Below are 16849 nucleotides of genomic sequence, written 5' to 3'. Positions count from 1 at the left end.
TCACGCCTCCTTCGTGGCGACGGCGAAGATGCGGCGGAACGGGAACAACGTGCCGTGCGCGGTCGCCGGGTACGCCTCCCGCAGGGCCGCGCGGTAGTCGGCGAGGAACTCCTCCGCGCCGTCCCCGAGCTCGGTCAGCACCGGGCGCAGTCCGGTGCCCTTCACCCAGTCCAGGACCGGATCCTCGCCGTGGAGCAGATGCAGGTACGTCGTCTCCCAGGCGTCCACCGTGCAGCCGAGGTCGGCCAGGCGCTCCAGATAGGCCCCCGGGGTGAGCACGGCGTCGTCGTGGCGCAGCGTGCCGGCCAGACGGTCCTTCCAGCGGGGCGAGTGGGCCAGTTCCCGCATCAGCCGGTGGCTGGGCGAGTCGAAGTTGCCGGGGGCCTGGAAGGCGAAGGTGCCCCCGGGAGCGAGGCCGGCGATCCAGTCGGGGAAGCGTGCGGCGTGCCCGGGCACCCATTGCAGGGTGGCGTTGCTGACGATCAGGTCGTACGGCTGCGCCGGCGTCCAGGTGCGGGCGTCGGCCGGGGCGAAGTCGAGGCGCCCGCCGCCCGGGGTGGGGCCCTCGTGCTCGGTGTGGGCCTTGTCCAGCATCTCCGGCGAGTTGTCGTACCCGGTGATGTGCGCGGTGGGCCAGCGCTCGGCGAGCAGGGCGGTGACATTGCCGGGGCCACAGCCGAGGTCCGCGATGCGGGGCGGGCCGCCGGGCAGATCGGGGACGCGGGCGAGCAGATCGGCGAAGGGGCGGGCGCGGTGGCCGGCGTGGCGCAGGTACTGGCCGGGATCCCAGACGGGGGCGGCGGGCATGACAGGGCCTCCTCACGGCAGGCGGACGGGGCGCGGCGGAGCACCCTGCCCGGGTGCCCTCGTACGGAGGCGGCGCCCCCGTTCGACGTTCGACGTCGCCTCCGTACGGACAGCATCCTCGTACCCAAACTATCTCGACGTCAAGAGACTCCACATCAAGAGACTTCATGTCGACACAACCACTACACTGATCGACATGGAGGACGAGGTCGATCGGCTGGTCGCTGCGTGGCGCCGGGAGCGCCCGGACCTCGACGTGGAACCGCTCGAAGTGCTCAGCCGGGTCAGCAGGCTGGCCCGGCACCTGGACCGCGCACGTCGGCTGGCGTTCGCGGAACACAGTCTCGAGCCCTGGGAGTTCGACGTCCTCACCGCGCTCAGGCGGGCCGGCGGCCCCTACCAGCTCTCGCCGGGCCAGCTGCTGACCCAGACTCTGGTCACCTCCGGCACCATGACCAACCGCATCGACCGCCTGGCGAAGAAGGGCCTGGTCGAGCGGCTTCCCGACCCGAGCGACCGCAGGGGTGTGCTGGTACGCCTCACGGACGAGGGCCGGGACCGGGCCGACCAGGCACTCGCCGGACTGCTCGACCAGGAGCGCGCGATCCTGGCGGAGCTGAGCGCCGCCCAGCGCAGTGAACTGGCCGCACTGCTACGCCAGTTGACCGCCCCGTTCGACAACATCCCCGGCTAGGTCGACCGGTCCGACACCGGCGCGCCGGGCGAGGGCCACGGCCGCGAGGGTGGAGTGGACGCCCAGTTTGCCGAGGACGTTCTGCATGTGTGTGCGGACGGTGTGCGGGGAGAGGAACAGCCGCTCGGCGACGGCCTTGCGGCCGAGCCCGGCGACCATGCAGCGCAGTACCTCACGCTCCCGGGGCGTCAGGGACTCCACCAGCCGCTCGCTCTCGGTGCGGTGCTTGCGGGCCGCGGTCAGCTCGCGCAGTACACCGGTGAGCAGGGCGGGCGGCAGATGCGTCTCGTCCCGCAGCACACCCCGGATGACCGTCAGCAGCCGGGACAGCGAGCAGTCCTTGGCGACCCAGCCGGACGCCCCGGCCTGCAGGGCGAGCGCGGCACGGCGCGGGTCGTCCTTCTCGGCGAGGACGACGGTCCGCACATGAGGCTGACCGGAACGGACCCCGGCGACCAGGGATATGCCGTCGACGAGTCCGTCCTCGTCGCCCGCCTGGACGGGGACCGCCGGGCGCGAGCCCGGGACGTTGCCCCCGAGGTCCGCGTCGACGAGCATCACGTCGAATCTGCGGCCCTCGGCGGCCGCCCGGTCGAGGCAGCGCAGTGCGGCCGGGCCGCTGCCGGCCGCGGACACGTCGACGTCGGGCTCGGCCGCCAGGGCGGCGGCGAGCGACTCGGCGAAGATGCGGTGGTCGTCGACGACCAGGACTCGGATGCGGATCACTGAAACCCCCACAGCTCGGGGGACGACCGGCGCAGGTACGGCGCCCGGAATGCTCCCCGGTCATTCACCTGGGACGGAGGCGACGCAGTCGCACGGCCGCCGCCGTGCTGGAACTGCTACCCCCACCCCGGGCGTCGTACCCGACTGTTTCGCCCCCTGATCAGCACCGGCCCCCACCGGCGCTGTTCACAGGGTAGGGCCAGGGACCGGGAGCGGAAGGAAATTTGCAGAACTGGTTGGCCGACGCGCTTATGGTGTGCCGCATGTTTCGTATCGAGACGGAAGTCGACAAGACGCGGCGGGAACTGCTCATCACTCGGCTGCGCGAGACGAACACGGCGGCCTCCCCGATACTGCGCGCGCTGCGCGGAACCCCGACCGAACGCGAAGTCCCGCTCCAGATATGGGCGTTGGACACGACGGGCGAACTGGCCGGCGGCCTGGTCGGGCACACCTGGGCGACGTGGCTGTACGTCGCCTACCTCTGGGTGGACGACCGCCATCGCGGCGCCGGCCTCGGCGGCCGGCTGCTGGGCGAGGCGGAGCGCGTTGCGAAAGAGGAGCGCGACTGCACGGCCGCGCGCCTGGAGACCTGGGACTTCCAGGCCCCGGAGTTCTACCGGAAGCAGGGCTACGACGTGGTGTGCGTGATCCCCGACTATCCGCCGGGGATCACGGAGTACACCCTTACGAAGCGCTTCGGCCGACCCGGTGCGCTCCCGCCGCAGGAACTGCCGGGAACACCCGGGGCGCCGTGAAACCGGCGGCGCCGAACGCCTCCTCGATCGCCTTGGCGACGGTGTCCGCCTCCGAGGCCTCCACCAGGACGATCGCCGAGCCGCCGAAGCCGCCGCCGGTCATCCGGGCACCGAGCGCGCCGCAGGCGTTCGCGGTGTCGACCACCAGGTCCAGCTCCGGGCAGGAGATGCGCAGGTCGTCCCGCAGGGAGACATGGCCCTCGGTCAGCACGGGCCCGATCGCCCGGACGTCGCCCGCGTCCAGCAGGGCGACGACCCGGTCGACGCGGTGGTCGTCCGAGACGACATGGCGTACATAGCGGCGCAGCCGCTCGTCGGACAGGCGCTCGAGCGCGGGCTGAAGGTCCTCGTAGGCGATGTCGCGCAGATGCGAGACCCCGAGCTGTCGAGCGCCCTCCTCGCACCCCTCGCGCCGCTCGGCGTACGCCCCGTCGCCCAGCGCGTGTTTGACACGCGTGTCGACGACGAGCAGCGCGAGGTCCTGGGAGGCCGGGTCGAAGGGGATCTGGCGGAGGGACAGATCACGGCAGTCGAGGTGGAGGGCATGGCCCTCGGTGCTGCAGGCCGACGCCATCTGGTCCATGACCCCGCACGGCACGCCCACGAAGTCGTTCTCGGCGCGCTGGGCGAGCCTCGCCAGCTCGGGACGGCCGAGGCCGAGGCCGTACAGGTCGTTCAGGGCGAGGCCGGTGACCACTTCGAGCGCCGCCGACGAGGACAGACCGGCGCCCGTCGGCACGGTCGAGGACAGATGCAGATCCGCGCCGGTGATCTCGTGCCCCGCCTCGCGCAGCACCCACACGACTCCGGCCGGGTAGGCGGCCCAGCCGGTGTCGGTCCGCGGCCGGAGTTCGTCGATGCGTAGTTCGACGACCGGGCCCTCGATGTCCGCCGAGTGCAGGCGCAGCACCCCGTCGGTGCGCCGCGAGACCGCCGCGACCGCCGTGTGCGGCAGTGCGAACGGCATCACGAACCCCTCGTTGAAGTCCGTGTACTCGCCGATCAGATTGACCCGGCCCGGTGCCGCCCAGACGCCCTCGGGAGCCGCCCCGTACAGCTCCTCGAAGCCCTCGCGTACGCCCACCTACTGCTCCCTTGTGATGTTCTGTGCGAACTCCCACGCGTCCGCGACGATGCCCGCGAGATCCGCGCGGGACGGGTTCCAGCCGAGCCGCTCGCGGGCCGTGGCCGCGGAGGCGACCAGGACCGCCGGGTCGCCGCCCCGGCGCGGGGCCACGACCTCCGGGATCGGATGTCCGGTGACCTGGCGCACCGTCTCGATCACCTCGCGCACGGAGAAGCCGTTGCCGTTGCCGAGGTTGCAGATCAGGTGCTCGCCGGCGGTGGCGGCGTCCAGTGCCAGCAGATGGGCCTCGGCCAGGTCCGCGACGTGGATGTAGTCGCGCACGCAGGTGCCGTCCGGCGTCGGGTAGTCGTCACCGAAGACCGAGATCGCCTCGCGCCGGCCCTGCGCGACCTGGAGCACGAGCGGGATGAGGTGGGACTCCGGGTCGTGCCGCTCGCCGCAGGAGCCGTACGCGCCCGCCACGTTGAAGTAGCGCAGCGACACGGCGCCCAGACCGTGCGCCGCCGCCTCACCGGTGATCATGTGGTCGACCGCGAGCTTGGAGGCGCCGTAGGGGGAGGTCGGCGCGGTCGGGTCGGTCTCGGTGATCGGGGTGCTGACCGGCTCGCCGTAGGTCGCCGCGGTGGAGGAGAAGACGAGCTTGCGCACACCCGCCTCGCGCATGGCGCCGAGCAGCGCCATGGTGCCGCCCACGTTGTTGTCCCAGTACTTCTCGGGCTTCACGACCGACTCGCCGACCTGCGAGAACGCGGCGAAGTGCAGGACCGCGTCGAAGGAGGGGTCCAGCCACTTGGCGGCATCGCGGATGTCGCCCTCGACGAAGGAAGCGCCGGCCGGCACGCCCTCGCGGAAGCCGGTGGAGAGGTTGTCGAGAACGACGACCTCGTGCCCCGCCTCCAGCAGATGCTGCGCGACCACACTGCCCACATAGCCCGCGCCACCGGTGACCAGATACTTCCCGCTCATGAACTCGCTACCTCTCGCAGTCGCTGGGCCGCGGCTTCCGGCGGCACGTCGTTGATGAACACGTTCATGCCGGACTCGGAACCCGCGAGGAACTTCAGCTTGCCTGAAGTGCGGCGAATGGTGAAAAGCTCGAGGTGGAGGGCGAAGTCGTCCCTCGTCACGCCGTCGAACTCCTCCAGCGTGCCGAACGGCGCCTGGTGCCAGGCGGCGATGTACGGCGTCGGCGACTCCTGCGCTCCCCCCTCGCTGTCGTCGAAGATCCGGTCGAAGCGCCTCAAGAGTTCCAGGTAGACCTTGGGGAATTCTGTGCGCGCCGCCTCCTCGAGCGCCAGCAGATCGGGGACACGGCGGCGGGGATAGAGGTGGACCTCGTAGGGCCAGTGCGCGGCATAGGGCACGAAGGCCACCCAGTGCTCACCCTCGAGTACGACCCGCCCGTCGGCGAGTTCGCGTTCGAGGACGGCGTCGAAGAGGTTCTCGCCTCCGGTCGCCTCCTTGTGCGCGGCCAGGGAACGGAGCATCAGGGCGGTGCGGGGCGTGGTGAAGGGGTAGGCGTAGATCTGACCGTGCGGGTGGCCGAGGGTCACACCGATCTCCCGGCCCCGGTTCTCGAAGCAGAACACCTGCTCCACGGCGGGCAGATGGGACAGTTCGGCGGTGCGGTCGGTCCAGGCGTCCAGGACCAGGCGAGCCTGCTCCTCGGTCAGGTCGGCGAAGGAGGCATTGTGGTCGGAGGTGAAGCAGACGACCTCGCAGCGGCCGGAGTCGCCGGCGAGCGAGGGGAAGCGGTTCTCGAAGACCACCACATCGTACGAGGAGTCCGGGATCTCGCTCAGCCGCTCACCCCGGGAGGGGCACAGCGGGCACTGGTCGGCGGGTGGGAGGTAGGTGCGGCCCTGCCGGTGCGAGGCGACGGCGACCGAGTCGCCGAGCAGCACATCGCGGCGGATCTCGGAGGTCGTGACGGTCCGCTCCAGCGGCCGGCGGTCCACGGCGTCCCGCACGGTGTCGTCGCGCAGGTCGTAGTAGATGAGCTCACGACCGTCGGCCAGCCGGGTCGAGGTCTTCTTCACGACACCTTGCCTTTCTGCTGCACTGCCGGACTCGCCGTCCGCACCCGAACGGGCTCGTCATCCGCACCCGTACCACTCTTCAAACATAACTCAACACAACAAACCACGAGCAACCACCAGCGTCAACATCACAATCCAACAAAGCCCATCATCGGAAGTGTTCAAATATCGAACACAACGGCGTAGGTTCCGCTCTGATTGGTTCACGCAACGAAGCGAGTACGTATGCAAACCCCCACATATCTCGCCGCCGGGCTCCGTCTCCCCACAAACGGGCTCGACTACACGATCCTCGGGATCTACTTCGCCGTGGTCCTCGGCATCGGGCTGGCCGCCCGGCGCTCGGTGAAGACCAGCCTCGACTTCTTCCTGTCCGGGCGCTCGCTGCCCGCCTGGATCACCGGTCTGGCGTTCATCTCGGCCAACCTGGCCGCCACCGAGATCCTCGGCATGGCCGCCAACAGCGCCCAGTACGGTGCCTACACCGTCCACTGGTACTGGATCGGCGCCATCCCGGCCATGGTCTTCCTCGGCCTGGTGATGATGCCCTTCTACTACGGCTCCAAGGTCCGCTCGGTCCCGGAGTTCCTGCTGCTCCGCTTCGACAAAGGGGCACACCTTCTGAGTTCGATCCTGTTCGCCTTCGCCGCCATTTTGATCGCAGGCGTGAACCTGTATGCGCTGGCGATCGTCGTGGAGGCGCTGCTGGGCTGGCCGCAGTGGGTGGCGATCGTGGTCGCCGGGTTCTTCGTGCTCGCCTACATCACCCTCGGCGGTCTGTCCTCCGCGATCTACAACGAGGTGCTCCAGTTCTTCGTGATCCTGGCGGCCCTCATCCCGATCACCCTGCTCGGCCTGAAGAAGGTCGGCGGCTGGGACGGCCTGACCGACAAGCTCAGCGCGACCCACGGGCATGACTTCGTCACCGCCTGGGGAGGCACCGGAATCGGCCATGCCAACCCGCTCGGCGCCAACTGGCTGACGATCGTCCTCGGCCTCGGATTCGTGCTGTCCTTCGGCTACTGGACGACCAACTTCGCCGAGGTGCAGCGCGCCCTGTCCGCGAAGAACCTCTCCGCCGCCCAGCGCACCCCGCTCATCGCCGCGTTCCCGAAGATCTTCATCGTCTTCCTGGTGATGATCCCGGGCCTGGTCGCCGCCGTCCTGGTGCCGAAGATCGGCACCCCGGGCTCGGATCTGCAGTACAACGACGCGATCCCGTACCTGATGCAGGAACTGCTGCCCAACGGCATCCTCGGCATCGCGGTGACCGGCCTGCTGGCGGCCTTCATGGCCGGCATGGCGGCCAACGTGTCGTCCTTCAACACGGTGTTCACCAACGACATCTGGGCGAAGTACGCGGTCAAGAACCGCGAGGACGCGTACTACGTCAGGTTCGGACGGCTCATCACCGCCATCGGCGTACTCGCGTCGGTCGGCACGGCGTTCCTCGCCTCGTCGTTCTCGAACATCATGAGCTACCTGCAGACGCTGTTCTCCTTCTTCAACGTGCCGATGTTCGTGGTCTTCATCGTCGGCATGTTCTGGAAGCGCGCGTCCGCGAAGTCCGGACTGTGGGGCCTGCTCGCCGGCACGGTCACCGCGATGGTGAACTACTTCGTCATCTACAAGCAGGGCATCATCGGCATCCCCACCGACCAGGGCGCCAACTTCGTCTCCGCGATCGCCGGTTTCGTGGCCGGTGCCGTCGTCATGGTGGCGGTCTCGCTGTTCACCGAGCCGAAGCCCGCGGAGAGCCTGCAGGGCCTGGTCTACGGCACCCGCTCCCCCGGCGTTGCCGAGGCGCCCGCGGCGGGCGACGACGCCTGGTACCGCAAGCCCGCCCTGCTGGGCTGGGGCGCGGTCGTCCTCGCCGCCGCCTGCTACATCCCGTTCTCGCTCTGACCGCGGGAGGATTGAGAAACCATGTCCGAGTACTCCGAGCACGACGTCCACCGCGCCGTCACCGACCTCGAGGGCAAGTCCACGACCGCCGCCCGGATCTTCGACCTGCGCCGCATCATCGGCGGCCTGTTCGTGGTCTACGGGATCATCGTCATGATCGCCGGCTTCACCGCCTCCGACGCGGACATCCGCAAGGCCCAGGGCGTCAACATCAACCTCTGGACCGGCCTGGGCATGCTGCTCCTCGGCCTGTTCTTCCTCGTCTGGCTGAAACTGCGCCCGACGGCTCCGCCGCTTCCGGAGGAGACCGCGGACGAGAAGCCTGCGCCATGACGTGCCCCTCGGCGGGCGAACCGTCCGCGGCCTGAGCCGCAGCGGCACCCCGCGCCCCGGCAGGAGCGCGGGGTGCCGCCCGGCCGGTCGCGAACGGCCGCACGGCGATGGATCCGCGGCTACTGCGGCGCCGGGTCCGCCCCGTGCGGCCGCGCGTTGTCGAGCGGTCCTGCACGGTCCAGCAGACCCGTGCGGGCCGCGAGGGCCGCCGCCTCCAGACGGGAGCCCACGCCGAGTTTCATCAGGACGCGCTGGACATGGGTACGGGCCGTGGACGGCGCGATGCCCATGCCGGCCGCGATCAGCCGTGTGTCCTCGCCGTCGGCGACCCGTACCAGGACCTCCACCTCGCGCGGCGTCAGCATCTGCAGCAGGCGCTGCCCCTCGTCGTCGGGCTGGGCCGCCGGATTGAGCAGCTCGCTGAAGGCGCCCTGCAGCAACTGCGGCGCCACCGCCGCCTCACCCGCCCGCGCCTTCATGATCGCCCGCTCGACCCCCTCGATGCGCTCGTCGTGCCGCACATAGCCCGAGGCGCCCGCGGCGAACGCGGCAGCGATCCCGCGCGGACTGGGCACCGGTCCGAGGACCAGCACCGCCACCTGTGGGCGCTCCCGTTTGATCCGCACCACCGGGTCGAAGATCCCCGGCTCGGCCGGTGTCGCCGTCCCCAGCAGGCACACCTCGGGTGCCCTGGTGATCACCAGTTCCGCCGCGCCCGCGGCCGGCGCGGCCGCGGCGAGCACCCGGTGCCCCCGCAGCTTCAGTGCCGAGGCGAGCGCCTCGGCGAGCAGCCGGTGGTCGTCGACCACCATGAGCCGCACTCCCATCGAGCAACCCCCCAGTCCCCCCATGGATGCCCACTACGGATGCCCACCGGCCCGTACGGGCGAAAGCCCCCGCGCACCCCCGCCCTTCATGCCCCCGGAAGCTACACGCTTGTTCGACGTCGCGCGCCCCTACCGGTGAGAAGTGCCCCGGATTGCGGAAATCCCAACCATTCGGAAGGAACGAGAATACGCGTACGGCCCCGCCCTTGAACTGGGACGGGACCGCACGACCGAGACTCGGTCAGATGTCCGGGCCGGTGATCGCGAAGGCCGGCCGGGCCGTCAGCCGGTGCCGAACGCGACGGCCAGGTAACGGCCGTCGCCCGAGCCCGACAGCTTGTCCGCGAAGACCTGGGCCATGTAGAGGTGGCCGCTTCGGTAACGGATCTCCGCGTAGTCCGGGGAGAAACGGCTCTCCGCGTTGCGGACCGACTCGGACGAGGGGTTCTCGAGGAGCTCGGTCGGCTTGAAAGAGCCGCCGTCGATGCTGACGATTTGGCCGCCCTTGTCGTAGGGCGGGCGCTTGTAGGCGATGATGTTGCCGCCGTCCATGCGCAGCGGGGAGAGGGTGTAGCCGTCGCCCGCGTCCGCGCGCTGGCCGTTCAGCTTCCCGGTACCGAGGTCGAAGGCGACGATCTCGTTGGTCTCGCCGTAGCCGCCCGCGCTGCCCTCGTGCTCCTTGGTCGGCACATAGACCCTGTCGTTGCCGACGGTGATCTGGGTGCACGCCTCGGTCTGTGTGATCCCGTCGCACCTGGCCGCGTACGTCTTGGCGGGCAGCGAGATCTTCGTACGCAGCGCGCCGGTCTTGTTGTCGATGGAGAACAGGTCCGAGATGCCGCTGCCGGCCGCGGAGTCGCCGACGTCCGCGGCGACCACGAGCGGGTCCGTCGACACGACGCTGGCGTACTCGATGCCGGTCGCCATCTTGTATTCGGACTTCACCTGCCCGGACTTGGGGTCGATGGTCTGGATGTGCAGCTGGCGTGCGCCGTACTGACCGCACTTGCGGACGGCGACCAGGGCCGGCCCTCCGCCGTACCCCGCGTCGTAGCAGGTGTCGCCCGGCTTCGGGCTCCACAGCGACCGGCCGGTGGCCAGGTCGAAGGCGGCCCCGCCCGAGGTGCTGCCCAGGGCGACCGTGTTCCCGCTCTGGGTGATGTTGCCGAAGGAGATCTTGTCGTCACCGGCCTTGGCGGAACCGGTCCACAGCTTCCTGCCCGCGCTCAGGTCGATGGCGGCGACCTCGGTGCAGCCGTAGGACGGCTTGTCCTTCGTCGGCATCCCCGACTGGTAGAGGATCGCCGTGCGGTCATCCTCGCTGGTGTAGCGGCTCACCGCACACACCGGGCCGGGAAGCTTGATGGTCCACAACTTGGTGCCCTTGTCGGGGTCGTAGCCGTCGATCTCGGCCACCCCGCTCTTCACATACGCCTTGTCGGTGGCCCAGGAGCCGGCGACCTGGACGCTGGAGTCGTTCTTCACCACCGGCATCGGCAGCTGGAACAGCACCTTGGCGGCGGTGTCGGCCGGGGCCTTCTCCTCGGCACCACCGGAACCGGAGCCGCCGATGGGGCCCTTGTCCTTGCCGCCGTCGGACGCGGAGTTTCCGCCCTTGTCACCGCCGCGGTCGTTCGCGTACCAGACACCGCCGCCGATGATCAGTGCGATGGCGGCGACCGCCGCGACGATGATCCAGACCTGGGCGGAAAGCCCCTTGCGGCCGCCGCCCTGTGGGGCCTGCGCCCCCAGCGGAACGGTCGGCGCGGAGCCGTAGGGCTGCTGGTTCGGGTAGCCGTGACCGGGGTGCTGCGGGTAGCCGTACGGCTGCTGCGGCGGGTTCGGCGCCTGCGGGTAGCCGTACCCCGGGCCCTGCGCCGGCGGCGGAGGGGTCTGGGGCGGGGGCGGGGTGCCGTATCCCGGGCCCCGCGCCGGCGGCGGATCCTGGGGAGCGCCGAAACCGCCCGGCGGCGGATCCTGCGGGGCGCCGAAACCGCCCGGCGGCGGCTGGTTCGGGGGCGGAGGCGGCTGGCTCATGAAGGGGTACCTCGAAGGACGGAAGAGTGGTGGGCAGGGACGGAGGAGCCGGCAGCCGGGTCACTTGCCGTAGGCGAGCATCAGCTTCTCCTTCGACTGGTTGGTGCCGCTCAGCCGGGTCGTGGAGATGTAGAAGCGCCCGTCCACGTAGTCGACCGCCTTGGCGTAGAAGCCGCTCTCGACCTGCGCGGCACCCGACGGGTTCTGCAGCAGCCTGCTGACGCCGTGGCTGCCGCCGCTCGTCGGGATCGAGACCACCTGACCGCCGGCGGAGTACGACGGCTCGACGTAGGCGATCAGCCGGGTGCCGTCCGTCTTCAGCGGGAGCATCGTCTCGTCCGCGGGGGACTTCACCCGCCACTTCTCCTTGCCGGTGTCGAGGCTGAACGCGACGACCTCGTTGGGGCCGCTCTTCGACTCGGTCGGCAGGTACAGGGTGGTCGCGTCGGCCACCGCGCCGGTGCAGCCCTGCAGGTCGCGGCTGAGGACGGCAAAGCCGCACTCGGGCGCGAAGGAGTCCTTCGACTCGACATCCGAGCGGGGGGTGCCGTCGTTCTTCAGCGTGGAGATGGCCACGGCCTTCTTGTCGTCGTTGGTCAGATACAGGACGACGGGATCGACGGAGAAGGCGCGCGCCACCTTCCAGCCCTTCGGGATCGGCCTGGTCCACTTGGTCTTGCCGGTCGCCGGGTCGAGTTCCTGCACCTCGTCGTGCGCCTTGGAGTTGCCCGCGGCGCAGGAGGCCACGGAGATCAGCCTGGTGCCGCCGGCGAAGGCGGTCGGGAAGCAGGCTCCGGTGTACTCCCGCTTGTCCCACAGCTTCTTGCCGGTGCCGACGTCGTAGGCCGTGCCCGACTGCGAGCGGCCGACCACCAGGGTCTTGCCGGTGACACTGAGATCCAGGCCGAGGGTGCTGTCGAACAGGGCGCCGTCGGCGACCTGCGCCTTCCAGCCCAACGCGCCGGTGTCGAGGTCGATCTGCTGGAGCAGGTTGCACTTGGCGTTCTCGCTGACGCCGCTCATATAGGCCACGACGACCTTGTCGTCGGCCGTCTTGTGCGGGGTGACCGCGCAGATCTTCTGCGGGAACGAGACCGGCTGCCAGGCCGGGGCGCCGCCGGCGATGTCGTACGCGAACACCTGCTTGTACGCGGCCTTCACCACCGCCTTGCCGGTGACCCACATGCCGGGGGCGTCGGCGCCGGAACCGGGCGCCTCGGGCGCCTCCTTGTACCAGAGGACCTTCGACTCACCCGCCTTGCGGCCCTCGTTGAGGTTCTCGGGGTCCTGGCCGCCGTCGCCGCTGCCGTCGCCCCGGTCGACCGGTGTGGAGGCCGCCGCGGACGGCTTGGCCGGCCCGCTCCTCTCGGCGGTGGGCTTCTTGTCCCCGCCGCCGTCACCGCTGACCGCGTACACGGTCCCGCCTATGACGAGCAGCACGGCGACCGCGGCGCCGACGGCCAGCGCCGGCCTGCCCTTGAAGGGGTTCTTGGAGCCGCCGGGAGGCGGGGTCGGGGCGCCCGGGAACTGGGGCGGCGCCTGCGGATACCCGTACCCCGGCTGCGGCGGGGCGTAGGGGCCCGGCTGCTGTGGATAGCCGTAGCCGGGCTGGGAGTTGTACGGGCCGGGCTGATGGGCGTAGGGGCCTGGCTGTTGCGGTCGGCCGTACCCGGGTTGCGGCGGGGCCGGGGGTTGGGCGGGCGGCGAAGGCGTGGCCTGCCGGGGGTCCTGCGGAGCGCCGAAGCCCCCCTGCGGCGGTGGATTCTGCGGTGCTCCGAAGCCGCCCTGCGACGGCTGGTCGGGAGGCTGAGTCATCAGTGCGTTCCCCCTCATAACTGATGCGTCCCCACACCCGCGGTGCGCAAAATCGCGCATACGCCGGTGGTACTCAGGCTGTTCTCGGACGGCCCTTTGTATCACTGGGACGCCCATGAACACCGGGCCGATCCTGCCCCTGTTCCCAAGGGAGGACCGGCCTGTGATGACCCCGTTATGGCCTTCACGGGGCCTTCACGCCGGGTTGCGGGCGCCGCCGAACGGCTAGGCCTCGTCCGCCAGTTCCAGCCAGCGCAGCTCCAGCTCCTCGCGCTCGCCGACGAGTTCGCGCAGCTCGGCGTCCAGGCCGGCCACCCTCTCGAAGTCCGTGGCGTTCTCGGCGATCTTCCGGTGGAGTTCGGCCTCCCGCCCGGAGAGCTTGTCCAACTGCCGCTCGATCCGCTGGAGTTCCTTCTTCGCGGCGCGGGCGTCGGCGGCGGAGACGGCCGGCTTCTCGACGACGGGCGCCGGGGTCGCGGCGGCTGCCGCGGCCTCCTCCATGCGGTGTCGCCTCTCCAGGTACTCGTCGATACCGCGGGGCAGCATCCGCAATGTGGCGTCGCCGAGGAGGGCATACACCTTGTCCGTGGTCCGCTCGACGAAGAACCGGTCGTGCGAGATCACGATCATCGATCCGGGCCAGCCGTCGAGGACGTCCTCGAGCTGGGTGAGGGTCTCGATGTCGAGGTCGTTGGTGGGCTCGTCGAGGAAGAGGACGTTCGGCTCGTCCATCAGGAGCCTGAGCAACTGCAGCCGCCGCCGCTCACCACCTGACAGGTCCCCGACGGGGGTCCACTGCTTCTCCTTGGTGAAACCGAAGGTCTCGCACAGCTGCCCGGCCGTCATCTCGCGTCCCTTGCCGAGATCCACGCGCTCGCGCACCCGCTGCACGGCCTCGAGCACCCTCCAGGCCGGGTCGAGCTCCGCGACCTCCTGCGAGAGATAGGCGAGTCTGACCGTCTTGCCGACCGCGACCCGGCCTCCGGCGGGCTGCTGCTCCCCTGCGCTGCGCGCGGCCTCGGCCATGGCACGCAGCAGGGAGGTCTTGCCCGCGCCGTTCACCCCGACGAGGCCGATCCGGTCGCCGGGACCGAGCTGCCAGGTGACGTGCTTGAGCAGCACCTTGGGGCCGGCCTGGATCGTCACGTCCTCGAGGTCGAAGACCGTCTTGCCGAGCCGGGAGCCGGCGAACCTCATCAGCTCGCTGCTGTCCCGGGGCGGGGGCACGTCGCTGATCAGTTCGTTGGCCGCCTCGACGCGGAAACGCGGCTTGGAGGTCCGGGCGGGCGCGCCGCGCCGCAGCCAGGCCAGCTCCTTCCTGATCAGGTTCTGCCGCTTGGTCTCCTCGGAGGCGGCGATCCGCTCGCGTTCGGCACGGGCAAAGACGTAGTCGGAGTAGCCGCCCTCGTACTCGTGGACCGTGCCCCGCTGCACGTCCCACATCCGGGTGCACACCTGGTCGAGGAACCAGCGGTCGTGGGTGACGCAGACCAGCGCGGAGCGGCGCTCGCGCAGATGGGCGGCGAGCCAGGCGATGCCCTCGACGTCGAGGTGGTTGGTGGGCTCGTCGAGCACGATCAGCTCCTGCTCGGCGATGAGCAGCTTGGCCAGTGCGATACGGCGCCGCTCACCACCGGACAGCGGACCGATGACGGTGTCGAGACCCTGCGGGAAGCCGGGCAGGTCGAGCCCGCCGAACAGCCCGGTGAGCACGTCGCGGATCTTGGCGTTGCCGGCCCACTCGTGGTCGTCCATGTCCCGGATGACCTCGTGCCGGACGGTGGCGGCCGGGTCGAGGGAGTCGTGCTGGGTGAGCACGCCGAGGTGCAGCCCGCCGGAGTGGGTGACCCGACCGGAGTCGGCCTCCTCCAGCTTGGCGAGCATCCGGATCAGGGTGGTCTTGCCGTCGCCGTTGCGGCCGACGATCCCGATCCGGTCCCCCTCGGACACGCCGAGTGAGACGCCGTCGAGCAGGGCGCGGGTGCCGTACACCTTGCTGACGTTCTCGACATTGACCAGGTTGACGGCCATTTCTCTCCTGACGCGGGGATCGATCAGCCTTCAAGCCTAGGGCCTGCGGGGGTGGTGACGGGACGCGAACGGGGCGTCACTCTTCGTAGTGAGGCGCTATGCGATCGACGCGCGTCATCGGCATCGGCAGGAACGCCTTCGGCGACCTCCGGAACGGGTCGGACGGCCGCACCCCGGCTCCGGCCCGCCAGCTCCACCAGCAGCCACCCCGAGAGCGTCATCACGACCGCCGCGGGAGCGGTGACGTGCACGGCGATCAGCAGCGCCGTACGTCCTTGCAGAAGACCCCCGAAGCCCACCGCCGACAGGCCAAGGACCCCGAACAGGCAGAAGGTGACGCCGAGCGCGGCGGCGGATCCCGCCCAGGCGCGCGGCGCACTCGACTCCCGCGCGCCCGAGGGTTTTTCGAAGACACGGAAGACGGCCACCAAGGCACCGGTGAGTGTCACGGCGGCCACGATGCGCCATGTTACCTGTATCCACCACGCACTCGAGCCGGGTTCCGGCAGTCGGACACCGAGGGCGAGCAGCGCGCCGTAGACGCCGAGCATCGCCGTCAGATGCCACAGAAAGGCGGTCATCGAGACGCCGTTCGCCGCCACGACCGTGCGCCACACACGCGGACAGTCCAGCCACCGCGCGGCGGGCGCGCGCAGCAGTTCCACGACCCCGACCAGCCACAGCCCGTGGCACAGCAGGGCGAGCGTGGGCGGCGCCATGTTGGAGACCTTCTCGCCCGGCATGCCCACCATCGACACCGGATACGGTCCGAGGGCCACCAGCAGCGCCGCGCCCGCGAGGCCCGCCCCGGCGAGGACGTACGGCCGGCCGAGCCGCCCGTCCGCGCGCAGGAAGCCGAGTTGGTGGACGGCCAGCCAGACGAACGCGAAGTCGAGGAACTCGACGTAGGGGACGCCGAGTCCGAAGCGGAGCAGGTCGACCAGCCCGGCCGCGGCGACCAGCCCGCCGAACGCCCCCCACCCGTATCTCTCGTGGAGCCCGAGCAGCGGCGGGGTGAAGGCGACCATGGCGAGATAGATCCCCACGAACCACAGGGGCTGCGCGACCAGCCGCAGAGTGACGTCGAGCAGCCCGCCGCCGAGCCCGGACATCTGGAGGGCCGCGGCCACCGCGCCCCACACCCCGATGAACACGACGGTCGGACGCAACAGCCGCTGGAGGCGCACGCGCAGGAACACCGAGTAGGCCCTGGCGGTCCGGCGGCGGGTCGACCGCCAGGAGAGGGCGTGCGAGAAGCCTCCGACGAAGAAGAACACCGGCATCACCTGGAAGACCCAGGTGAGCAGTTGGAGCCGGGGCTGGAGGGCGAGCAGGTTGCCGACCTGGACGCGCCCGTCCGCTTCCACGGACACGGCCGCCATCAGCCAGTGCCCGAGCACGACGGTGGCGAGCGAGGCGACCCGCAACAGATCGATGAAGCGGTCGCGGGAGGCGGGTGTGGCGGCGGCGAGATCGCTGGGCCTCATGGCGCCACGATCGCGCGGCGGCGAGGGGACATGTCAGCGCACTTGTACTCAAGTGCGCTCTGAGTACGGCGCCTTGACCGAGAGCGCACCGACGAGACCTGCTCGAACGCGCCCTTGCGGGTGGTGCCTTTGCCGAAGGGCGGCCCGGGTGCGGCGGCTTGCTCAAGCCCGGCAGCTACGCGCGGACTTGCTCAAGCGCCTCTCGCCAAGGGGACTTTGCCCAACTGGGCCCGGCGAACAAGCCCTTGCTCACATGAGGCCCAGGCACCCGGACTTGCTCAAGTACGCCTTGGGCACGCGGCC

The 16849-nt window shown here is 70.3% G+C and carries 14 protein-coding genes; 4 read left to right on the top strand and 10 right to left on the bottom strand.

Features of this window, described 5'->3' with window-relative positions; translation table 11 throughout:
* On the bottom strand, positions 1–807 hold the full coding sequence (locus tag ADL25_RS28505) for a trans-aconitate 2-methyltransferase (RefSeq protein WP_059130703.1): 807 nt from the start codon (positions 805–807) through the stop codon (positions 1–3).
* Between the two features lie 196 nt (positions 808–1003).
* Between ADL25_RS28505 and tamR the strand changes: the two genes are divergently transcribed.
* Positions 1004–1501: a MarR family transcriptional regulator TamR gene (tamR, locus tag ADL25_RS28500; RefSeq protein WP_059130702.1), complete on the top strand. Its 498-nt coding sequence runs from the start codon at positions 1004–1006 to the stop codon at positions 1499–1501.
* Here tamR and ADL25_RS28495 read toward each other — a convergent pair.
* Complete coding sequence (locus tag ADL25_RS28495) at positions 1460–2227, bottom strand: LuxR C-terminal-related transcriptional regulator (RefSeq protein WP_059130701.1); 768 nt, start codon at positions 2225–2227, stop codon at positions 1460–1462. The two genes, tamR and ADL25_RS28495, sit on opposite strands and share 42 nt — an antisense overlap.
* Positions 2228–2478: 251 nt before the next feature.
* Here ADL25_RS28495 and ADL25_RS28490 point away from each other — a divergent pair, with 251 nt between their 5' ends.
* On the top strand, positions 2479–2985 hold the full coding sequence (locus ADL25_RS28490; protein ID WP_059130700.1) for a GNAT family N-acetyltransferase: 507 nt from the start codon (positions 2479–2481) through the stop codon (positions 2983–2985).
* On the opposite strand, the gene galK is transcribed toward ADL25_RS28490, so the two are convergent.
* The 3 genes from galK to galT are packed head-to-tail and all read right to left on the bottom strand — an operon-like array spanning position 2915 to position 6111.
* Complete coding sequence (gene galK, locus ADL25_RS28485) at positions 2915–4069, bottom strand: galactokinase (protein ID WP_059130699.1); 1155 nt, start codon at positions 4067–4069, stop codon at positions 2915–2917. The genes ADL25_RS28490 and galK overlap by 71 nt on opposite strands.
* Positions 4070–5038 carry a UDP-glucose 4-epimerase GalE gene (gene galE, locus ADL25_RS28480; RefSeq protein WP_059130698.1) on the bottom strand — a complete coding sequence of 323 codons (969 nt, stop codon included), beginning with the start codon at positions 5036–5038 and terminating at the stop codon, positions 4070–4072. It lies immediately after the preceding gene.
* Positions 5035–6111 (bottom strand): galactose-1-phosphate uridylyltransferase, encoded by a 1077-nt coding sequence (galT, locus tag ADL25_RS28475; RefSeq protein WP_059130697.1) that lies wholly within the window; start codon positions 6109–6111, stop codon positions 5035–5037. The genes galE and galT overlap by 4 nt, the downstream gene beginning before the upstream one ends.
* Before the next feature lie 225 nt (positions 6112–6336).
* Here galT and ADL25_RS28470 point away from each other — a divergent pair, with 225 nt between their 5' ends.
* Positions 6337–8016 (top strand): sodium:solute symporter family protein, encoded by a 1680-nt coding sequence (locus ADL25_RS28470; protein ID WP_059130696.1) that lies wholly within the window; start codon positions 6337–6339, stop codon positions 8014–8016.
* Positions 8017–8037: 21 nt separating this feature from the next.
* Positions 8038–8349 (top strand): hypothetical protein, encoded by a 312-nt coding sequence (locus tag ADL25_RS28465; RefSeq protein ID WP_059130695.1) that lies wholly within the window; start codon positions 8038–8040, stop codon positions 8347–8349.
* 119 nt (positions 8350–8468) lie between these two features.
* Here ADL25_RS28465 and ADL25_RS28460 read toward each other — a convergent pair whose 3' ends face one another.
* The 5 genes from ADL25_RS28460 to ADL25_RS28440 all read right to left on the bottom strand — a co-directional run bounded on the left by ADL25_RS28460 (position 8469) and on the right by ADL25_RS28440 (position 16546).
* Positions 8469–9176 carry a helix-turn-helix transcriptional regulator gene (locus ADL25_RS28460; protein ID WP_079050621.1) on the bottom strand — a complete coding sequence of 236 codons (708 nt, stop codon included), beginning with the start codon at positions 9174–9176 and terminating at the stop codon, positions 8469–8471.
* 282 nt (positions 9177–9458) lie between these two features.
* A complete protein-coding gene (locus ADL25_RS28455; protein WP_059130693.1) occupies positions 9459–11213 on the bottom strand; it encodes a PQQ-binding-like beta-propeller repeat protein in 1755 nt (584 codons plus the stop codon).
* Between the two features lie 60 nt (positions 11214–11273).
* The gene (locus tag ADL25_RS28450) at positions 11274–13028 is read right to left on the bottom strand and encodes a PQQ-binding-like beta-propeller repeat protein (RefSeq protein WP_059130692.1); all 1755 of its coding nucleotides are present in this window, start codon (positions 13026–13028) and stop codon (positions 11274–11276) included.
* 225 nt (positions 13029–13253) lie between these two features.
* Positions 13254–15059 (bottom strand): ABC-F family ATP-binding cassette domain-containing protein, encoded by a 1806-nt coding sequence (locus ADL25_RS28445; RefSeq protein ID WP_059130691.1) that lies wholly within the window; start codon positions 15057–15059, stop codon positions 13254–13256.
* A gap of 23 nt (positions 15060–15082) precedes the next feature.
* Positions 15083–16546 carry an acyltransferase family protein gene (locus ADL25_RS28440; RefSeq protein WP_079050620.1) on the bottom strand — a complete coding sequence of 488 codons (1464 nt, stop codon included), beginning with the start codon at positions 16544–16546 and terminating at the stop codon, positions 15083–15085.
* Positions 16547–16849: the final 303 nt, after the last annotated feature.

Origin of the sequence: Streptomyces sp. NRRL F-5122 (assembly GCF_001507435.1) — a bacterium.
GTDB classification, from domain to species: Bacteria; Actinomycetota; Actinomycetes; order Streptomycetales; family Streptomycetaceae; genus Streptomyces; species Streptomyces lannensis.
The sequence above is the reverse complement of the archived record's forward strand: the minus strand, read 5'-3'. Positions and strand labels throughout refer to the sequence as shown.